General features: G+C 47.1%; 10 protein-coding genes. 5 read left to right on the forward strand and 5 right to left on the reverse strand.

All coding sequences use genetic code 11. The annotated features are described in order from the left end of the window. The first annotated feature begins 106 nt into the window (after positions 1–106). Positions 107–916: a 4,5-DOPA-extradiol-dioxygenase gene (ygiD, locus tag LX69_RS15070; protein ID WP_221621384.1), complete on the forward strand. Its 810-nt coding sequence runs from the start codon at positions 107–109 to the stop codon at positions 914–916. A gap of 104 nt (positions 917–1020) precedes the next feature. Here ygiD and LX69_RS15075 read toward each other — a convergent pair whose 3' ends face one another. From LX69_RS15075 to LX69_RS15085, 3 genes are all read right to left on the reverse strand, one after another. Next, positions 1021–1524, reverse strand: coding sequence for a DUF4405 domain-containing protein (locus tag LX69_RS15075; RefSeq protein ID WP_111446877.1), 504 nt, complete (start codon positions 1522–1524; stop codon positions 1021–1023). A gap of 193 nt (positions 1525–1717) precedes the next feature. Beyond that, positions 1718–1966, reverse strand: coding sequence for a 4Fe-4S dicluster domain-containing protein (locus LX69_RS18410; RefSeq protein ID WP_111446878.1), 249 nt, complete (start codon positions 1964–1966; stop codon positions 1718–1720). Positions 1967–2033: 67 nt separating this feature from the next. Then, positions 2034–2594, reverse strand: coding sequence for a Crp/Fnr family transcriptional regulator (locus LX69_RS15085; protein WP_111446885.1), 561 nt, complete (start codon positions 2592–2594; stop codon positions 2034–2036). Between the two features lie 275 nt (positions 2595–2869). Between LX69_RS15085 and LX69_RS15090 the strand changes: the two genes are divergently transcribed. Both LX69_RS15090 and LX69_RS15095 read left to right on the forward strand, forming a co-directional pair. After that, positions 2870–4018, forward strand: a complete 1149-nt coding sequence (locus tag LX69_RS15090) for an iron-containing alcohol dehydrogenase (RefSeq protein WP_111446879.1) — start codon at positions 2870–2872, stop codon at positions 4016–4018. A 53-nt stretch (positions 4019–4071) separates the two neighbouring features. After that, on the forward strand, positions 4072–4635 hold the full coding sequence (locus LX69_RS15095; RefSeq protein WP_111446880.1) for a flavodoxin: 564 nt from the start codon (positions 4072–4074) through the stop codon (positions 4633–4635). A 380-nt stretch (positions 4636–5015) separates the two neighbouring features. Here the strand turns inward: LX69_RS15095 and LX69_RS15100 are convergent, their stop codons facing one another. Then, complete coding sequence (locus tag LX69_RS15100) at positions 5016–5861, reverse strand: SDR family oxidoreductase (protein WP_111446881.1); 846 nt, start codon at positions 5859–5861, stop codon at positions 5016–5018. 146 nt (positions 5862–6007) lie between these two features. On the opposite strand from LX69_RS15100, the gene LX69_RS15105 reads away from it, so the two are divergent. Beyond that, complete coding sequence (locus LX69_RS15105; RefSeq protein ID WP_111446882.1) at positions 6008–6331, forward strand: winged helix-turn-helix transcriptional regulator; 324 nt, start codon at positions 6008–6010, stop codon at positions 6329–6331. Here LX69_RS15105 and LX69_RS18415 read toward each other — a convergent pair. Then, the gene (locus tag LX69_RS18415; protein ID WP_111446883.1) at positions 6328–6654 is read right to left on the reverse strand and encodes a hypothetical protein; all 327 of its coding nucleotides are present in this window, start codon (positions 6652–6654) and stop codon (positions 6328–6330) included. The two genes, LX69_RS15105 and LX69_RS18415, sit on opposite strands and share 4 nt — an antisense overlap. Here LX69_RS18415 and tnpA point away from each other — a divergent pair. Further along, positions 6653–6909, forward strand: a 257-nt coding sequence (gene tnpA, locus LX69_RS18035) for an IS66 family insertion sequence element accessory protein TnpA (RefSeq protein ID WP_221621385.1), incomplete at its 3' end; no start/stop codon positions are given. The two genes, LX69_RS18415 and tnpA, sit on opposite strands and share 2 nt — an antisense overlap.

The following is a 6909-nucleotide window of genomic DNA, read 5'->3' on the forward strand; positions in this document are numbered from 1 at the left end:
TATTTTTGTTATGTGAGAAACAAATGCAACAATGGACAGAAGTACTTTTTTAAAGTCGGTGCTATCCGCCACATTCGGATTGGCTATTGGCTCAAAACTGACCGCTATGAAACTATTTGACCAACCATTGGGCAACACGCCCAAAATGCCAGTGCTTTTTTTGGGGCATGGCAGTCCCATGAACGCCATTGAGGAAAATGAGTTTGTGCGCGGGTTCCGCAATGTCTCATCGCAGATTGAAACGCCAAAAGCCATCATTGTGGTGTCGGCTCACTGGGAAACCAAGGGATCGCAGGTTACGGCCATGGAACAACCCAAGACTATTCACGATTTTGGCGGGTTTCCCAAAGCACTGTACGACATTCAGTATCCTGCTCCCGGCCATCCACAGTTGGCAAACGATGTGAAGGGCTTGGCCAAAAGCACCGAGGTAGTGCTCGATGAAAAGTGGGGCCTCGACCATGGTGCATGGACGGTTATCAGGCACATGTATCCCAAAGCAAACATTCCGGTGATACAGTTGAGCCTCGACTATTTAAAAACCCCACAACAGCATTACGAACTGGCCAAAGAGCTTTCCCAATTGCGGCACAAAGGCATTTTGATTGTGGGTAGTGGCAACCTGGTGCACAACCTGGGCATGGTGCACTGGCAAAAGTTGAACGAGAACTTTGGCTTCGACTGGGCCATTGAGGCCAATAATAAAATGAAGGAATTCATTGGCAATGGCAACCATAAAGCGCTCATTGACTTTCGTAAACAAGGCAAAGCCTTTGACATGGCCATCCCGACGCCCGACCATTATTTGCCCCTGCTTTATGCCTTGGCATTACAGGACAAAAAAGACGAGGTAGCCATTTTTAACGACCAACCCGTGGCCGGTTCGTTGACCATGACTTCGGTGAAGATTGGGTAGAGAGAACTGATTTGGAATAACCACGCATGAGCCTTGCTCGTTCCGAAGAATGATTCGTATTGATTTACCGTGAATAATTGGCGAAAGATATATCGTTGGTATGGCTAAGAAACTGGTTTCGTTTTTAGCTTTCCCATGGCAGTGTTAAACCATTTCAACCGTTTGACTGCATGGAGAATGATGTAAATGGCAAGCACGATGGCCAGTTTGTCGTGTACCTCCACCCAGGCATGACGAATGAGTGGGCTACCGTGTTGCCATTTAACAATCCAAGGCACAAATCCGGTGACCGCAACCACACTAAAAAGCACGGTAAGCGTCAGTACCTGTCTGTTTCTTGAAAACAGCCTTTTTTTGACAACAGTCCGATACCATGGCCAATGCAGGTAAAAGTGAAAAATCATGACCAATGATAGCAAGACACTTGAACCCTTATGGATGGTTGACCATGCGTGATAACTTGCACCCATTACAATTTTGTCAATTAGAAAATCTGCATGACTGCCAATGTGGAAAGCCAATTGAAGCAATAGTCCCGAAAAAATGGCCAACGCCCCTGAAATCAACAATGCGAGGTTGATGGTTAATGCAAAGGTTGTGTTTTTCATCTGTTTATACTTTGATTTTTTTTGTCAGATGGAACCTGTCTGCCGACAGGCAGGCTCGCCAATAATCATTGGCTTCGCCGATCTGCGATTCTCCTGTGTGAGCAACGTTGCTCTTGGTTCGTTTCAGGATGGTGTCCTTGAATGATTGCATTGCAAAGGTCTGCCATCTCACATTGTGGAACGATAACAATTGTTAAGAAACATCACCCCGTCTATGGTGAGGGCGGTCAATTTGGGTGATGGCTTGTGATTGACAAACCTTGACGCATTTGAAGCAGCCTACACATAATTGGGCATTGACAATGCGGGCGTGCTTGTGCCAAAGGATGTTGATTTTGGTCAAAACACGATGTGGGCAGACATGCTGGCATTGCCAACATGCTTTACAACGATGGGGATTGAGCGCGATGTGTTTGGTAAGGGTGGATGATGCTCGTTTCATGGCTGATGTTTTTATCGGCAAATAAACATCCCCATCGGCATTTAAAAAGATAACAATTGTAAAGAAATCAGCTTTTTTTCCGGTTTCTGATTCGGCTGAGCGAAATAGGCGTTATACCCAAAAAAGATGCAATATAATGCTGTGGCACCCTTTGGATGATTTCGGGATGGTGTATGACCAAGTCCTCGTATCGTTCCCGGGGCGTGTCTTTGATGCGCGACATAAACAACTGCCCGTAATTACTGAATCGCTGAAAAATAAAATCATGAAATCCAGCTTCGAATTCAGGTGAGGCTGACAAAACGAACTCGAAGTCAGCCTTTTTTATCTCTATCACTGTTGATGGTTCTACGCTTTCGATGGTGAAAAGGCTTGGCTTTTGGTTCATGAAACTGTCGATTGATGCCACTGGTTGCCCCTCAAAAAAGAATTGAAAAGTGATGTCCTTTCCATCCTTATTGAACCATTCGCGAAGGCACCCTTTCTTAACCACATAAATGCTTTTGGCGATATCGCCTTCGCGCAATAGCACTGTTTTTACAGCAACTTCCGTTTCAATACATCGCTCCTGAAGGTGAGCCTTGCATTCTGCGTTCGAAAAAAGGGTATCGAATAAATTGTTGGTCATCATTGGTCTGTAAGGAGGCAATTTGGCAGGGCTATTTTACACAAGCCCAAATTTATTGATTTCCTTTTGATCATCCGGTATTGAGTCGGCATCCTTTTGTGATGACAGATGTCATCCTAAAACCATACTTCCACCGTAAAGCGTTGATGGTGTTTTTGCGAACCAGTAATATGGGTAGTTAAACCCGTAATACGGGTAAAGTCCGGTCGGTTTTTTACCCCGATGTTTGCAATGTGGATTTATTTCCCAATGTAACATTTAAATACCGACATAAAATGAGAGCATTTACTTATCACAACCCCACCCGCATTGAGTTTGGGCAGGGCAAAGAAAAATTGATTGGCCAGTACATGGCCGAATATGGCGTGAAAAAGGCGCTGATTGTTTACGGATCCGACAGGATTAAGCAAAACGGGCTGTTCCATTCGGTGGTCAATTCGCTGGTCGAAAACAGCATTGCTTACGAAACCCTGGGCGGCGTGGTGAGCAATCCCTTACTAAGCAAAGTTTACGAAGGTATCGAAATTGCCAAAACCAGGGGCGTGGATGCCGTGCTGGCCGTGGGCGGCGGCTCGGTGCTCGATTCGTCGAAGGCCATTGCCGCCGGAGCCAAATACGACGGCGATGTGTGGGACTTCTTTATTGGCAAAGGGTTTCCCAAACAGGCGTTAAAGATTTTCGACATCATGACCCTGGCCGCCACCGGCAGCGAGATGAACAACTACGGCGTGGTGACCAACGAAATGACTCGTGAAAAGCTGAGCCTGGCCGGGCCAACCACATACCCCACCGTGTCGGTCATCAACCCCGAACTGCAAGCGACTGTTGCCAACGACTATCTGGCCTATTCGGCCTCCGACATCTTCGCCCATAGCCTCGACATGTACCTGTCGGCCACCTACCTGCCTGAATACATGGCCGGATACGTGGAGAATATCCTGAAAACGGTGATGCGCACCACAGAGTTACTGCTGGCTGATTCCACTGATTACAACGCACGCGCCGAATTTGCCTGGGCCGCCACGCAGGCGCTCAACTTCACCACCTTTTGCGGCGTGGAGAACAACCGTTTCGACACCCACTTTTTGGAGCACACCCTGTCGGCCGAGTACAACATTGCCCATGGCGCGGGTTTGTCAATCATCATGCCGGCATGGATGAAATGGCAAAAGCAGCACCAACCCCAACGTTTCGAGCGGTTTGCAAAAATCATGTTCGGTGTAAATGGCGCCGATGCGGGCATTGACGCCTTAAAAACGTGGTACTCGAAAATAGGCGCGCCAGTGACCTTAAAAGAGGGAAACATTCCCGAAACCGACATCCCCATGCTGACGGACAAGCTGCAGGCCGTGGCCAAATTGTGGGGTGCCGAGGCGCTTTACACCCGCGACATGATTACCGGGGTGTTGGAAAATGCGAAGTAAAACCCAAAGCTCCTCCCTGCATCCCGCGTGGAGGAGTTGTAAACCCAAAGAGCATGAATGCTAAAATTATCTTATTGACAATGGCCATCTTAATTCCGTTCGGGCTTAAAATGCAAGCCCAAAACAACACTTCGGGCAACAAAATTCTGGTGGTGTACTTTTCGCACACAAAAAACACCAAAGAAATAGCCACGCAAATACAACAACTCACCGGTGCTGACCTATTCGAACTGGTTCCGTCACGCGACTACACCACCGACTACCAAGCGTTGATTGAACAGGCTAAAAAAGAGATTAATGCCGACTACAAACCACCCCTCAAAAACAACCTCCAGGGCATTGACCAATACGATGTGATATTTGTGGGCTCGCCTAATTGGTGGAACACGTTTGCGCCGCCAGTGGCTACTTTCTTGACCAGCCATGACTTTTCGGGCAAAACCATTGTGCCGTTCATCACCCACGAAGGTTCGCGCATGGGGCGCAGCGAAGCCGACATGAAAAAGCTTTGCCCGAAGGCAACATTCCTAAAGGGGCTCCCTATCCGCGGCAGCTCGGTGAAAGAGGCAAAGCCGCTGGTGGAACGGTGGTTGCGCGAAATTGGGGTGATGAAGTAAAGGCGGTTGATTTGAAGAGGCGGAGTGAACGGGCTGAGTAAATGACTGGGGATTGAAAATTTTGGCTCTATGTCGAATATTGTGGGTAAACAAAAGATGAAAGCACGAAATCAACAAAAGGTAACTAAGCCGCCTTCGGAAAATGGCGTTAAAAAATCATAGGCCTGAGCATAAAAAAAATATGCGCTGTTTGAGCTTGCGAGTTCGCAGATTTTAGCGAAGGCCTATGATTTTTAGACATTTTACGTCAGCGGCGGCCTTTTTTGCTTACTTTTTGGGGCTGTAGCCAAAAAGTAAGAGCCCGCCCGGTTTGAGGGCACAAAAAAATGGCTTGTGCGAATTGATACTTATGATAACCTACACAAATCAGAACAGAGCCATTATACCAATGCATCGGCCACCACTTTGGCCAACGGCGTTGTTGGGCGGCCAATCAGCGTTGAGAGTGTGCGCGAATTGTCAAACAATCCACCTTTGGAAGCACCCGTGTCAGAGTCCGCCAACATCTGAGCCAACCCGTCAGGAAGTCCAAAACTCTTCAATATATCCGCATATTGCGTTTCTGTCAGGTTGTTGTAAGGAATGTTTTTACCGCTCTGGCTCGAAATTTCAGCTGCCAACTCGGCAAGTGTATAAACTTCATCGCCTGCCAGCTCGTAGGTTTTGCCTTCGTGGCCAGTACTTGCCAATACCACAGCCGCCGCTTCGGCATAATCAGCACGGGCTGCCGATGATATTTTCCCGTCTCCGGCGTTTCCGATAAATGCTCCGGCACCAATGGCACCCTTTGCCGAACCTGTATAATTTTCGGTGTACCAACCATTTCGAAGAATTGTGTAAGTCATTCCTGATTCTTTGAGAACCGCCTCGGTTCCCAAATGCTCAATGGCCAACGAAAGCGGCGAATTGTCGGCATGAAGGATGCTGGTGTACACAATATGCTGAACGCCCGCTTGTTTGGCTGCGGCAATCACTGCTTTGTGTTGGGGTAGGCGTTGACCGATTTCATTGCCCGAGATAAGCAACAGTTTATCAATTCCCTGCAGCGAGGCAACCAAATTTTCTGTTTGCGAGTAGTCGAATGCGCAAACGTCAACGCCCAACTCGGTTGCCTTTTCGGGGGTTCTCACCAATGCAACAATGTTATCTGCTGCAACTTTGTCTTTCAAACTTTGTACAACTAACCGGCCTAATTGACCTGTCGCACCTGTTACTCCAATTTTCATTATTTATTTTCCTTTCTATTAAGTTGTTTTCTAGTTGTCGTGTTTTCTATTACTTTTGTTACGTAAAGTAACTATTAATAGTTTATATGCGAAACAGGTTACCTTTTGGTAACCATGAAAATAGTAGTCACCCAAATGTAACCATCGTGTCAAAATTGAACTACAAAACGAAATGCCCTGTAACAGCCACGCTGCAATTGATAGGAGGAAGGTGGAAAACCATTATATTATACACACTTACCCACGGTACAAAACGCTTTGGCGAAATAGCGGTTCGCATTCCCGAAATTTCGCGCAAAGTACTTACCGAGCAACTCAAAGAGCTGGAATCTGACGGATTGATTGTGCGGGAACAATTCAAAGAAATACCGCCCAGGGTGGAATATTCGCTCACCGATTTGGGCAAAAGTTTATCGCCAGTTATTGGCGAACTGGAAAAATGGGGAATCGAGAATGTGCTGGCAGATTAATTCGGCGATTTCGCTTGTATCGAATTAATGGTTATATGCTCATCCGGTAAGCCCGGTGAGCTTACAGTTAGCTTAATAACTCCCGTTTCTCGAGTGCTCCTGATTACCACTAGGGCACGTCCATGCCATGCTTTGCGAGATACGCCAATATATGTATCAACATATTTTAAATTGGCATTACCCACACTGGCAATTATACCGAACCCTTCGATACTGAAATTTAAACGGTTTTCAGCGTTGGGTTGAATAACGGTATCCCCCCCACCAACCCCATCTATTAGCACATAATCCGTCCCCCTATCTTTGGTGTCAAAAAACGACATGACACAAAGAACCTCACTTGCACAACAAATGCTTGCTCACGTATCCCACCAGCAGGAGAGTGGGATGAGTGTTGCCCGTTACGCTGCTCAGATTGGCATCACGGCACACAAATTACGCTATTGGATCAAGAGATCCAGATCACCGCAAAGAGCGTTTCGCGCCAGCGATTCCGAAATGGCATTTATCAATCTTGGCAGATTGGATTTACCCATCGCCCCATCAAATGGTCACAAGGCTTCCGGATGTGACATGCG

Source organism: Breznakibacter xylanolyticus (assembly GCF_003254275.1).
In the GTDB taxonomy this organism is placed as follows: domain Bacteria; phylum Bacteroidota; class Bacteroidia; order Bacteroidales; family Marinilabiliaceae; genus Breznakibacter; species Breznakibacter xylanolyticus.

Coding starts and splice junctions, on each gene's coding strand:
- ygiD (WP_221621384.1), top strand. CDS start 107: ATGAAACTATTTGACCAACCATTGGGCAACACGCCCAAAATGCCAGTG.
- LX69_RS15075 (WP_111446877.1), bottom strand. CDS start 1,524: ATGAAAAACACAACCTTTGCATTAACCATCAACCTCGCATTGTTGATT.
- LX69_RS18410 (WP_111446878.1), bottom strand. CDS start 1,966: ATGAAACGAGCATCATCCACCCTTACCAAACACATCGCGCTCAATCCC.
- LX69_RS15085 (WP_111446885.1), bottom strand. CDS start 2,594: ATGACCAACAATTTATTCGATACCCTTTTTTCGAACGCAGAATGCAAG.
- LX69_RS15090 (WP_111446879.1), top strand. CDS start 2,870: ATGAGAGCATTTACTTATCACAACCCCACCCGCATTGAGTTTGGGCAG.
- LX69_RS15095 (WP_111446880.1), top strand. CDS start 4,072: ATGAATGCTAAAATTATCTTATTGACAATGGCCATCTTAATTCCGTTC.
- LX69_RS15100 (WP_111446881.1), bottom strand. CDS start 5,861: ATGAAAATTGGAGTAACAGGTGCGACAGGTCAATTAGGCCGGTTAGTT.
- LX69_RS18415 (WP_111446883.1), bottom strand. CDS start 6,654: ATGTCGTTTTTTGACACCAAAGATAGGGGGACGGATTATGTGCTAATA.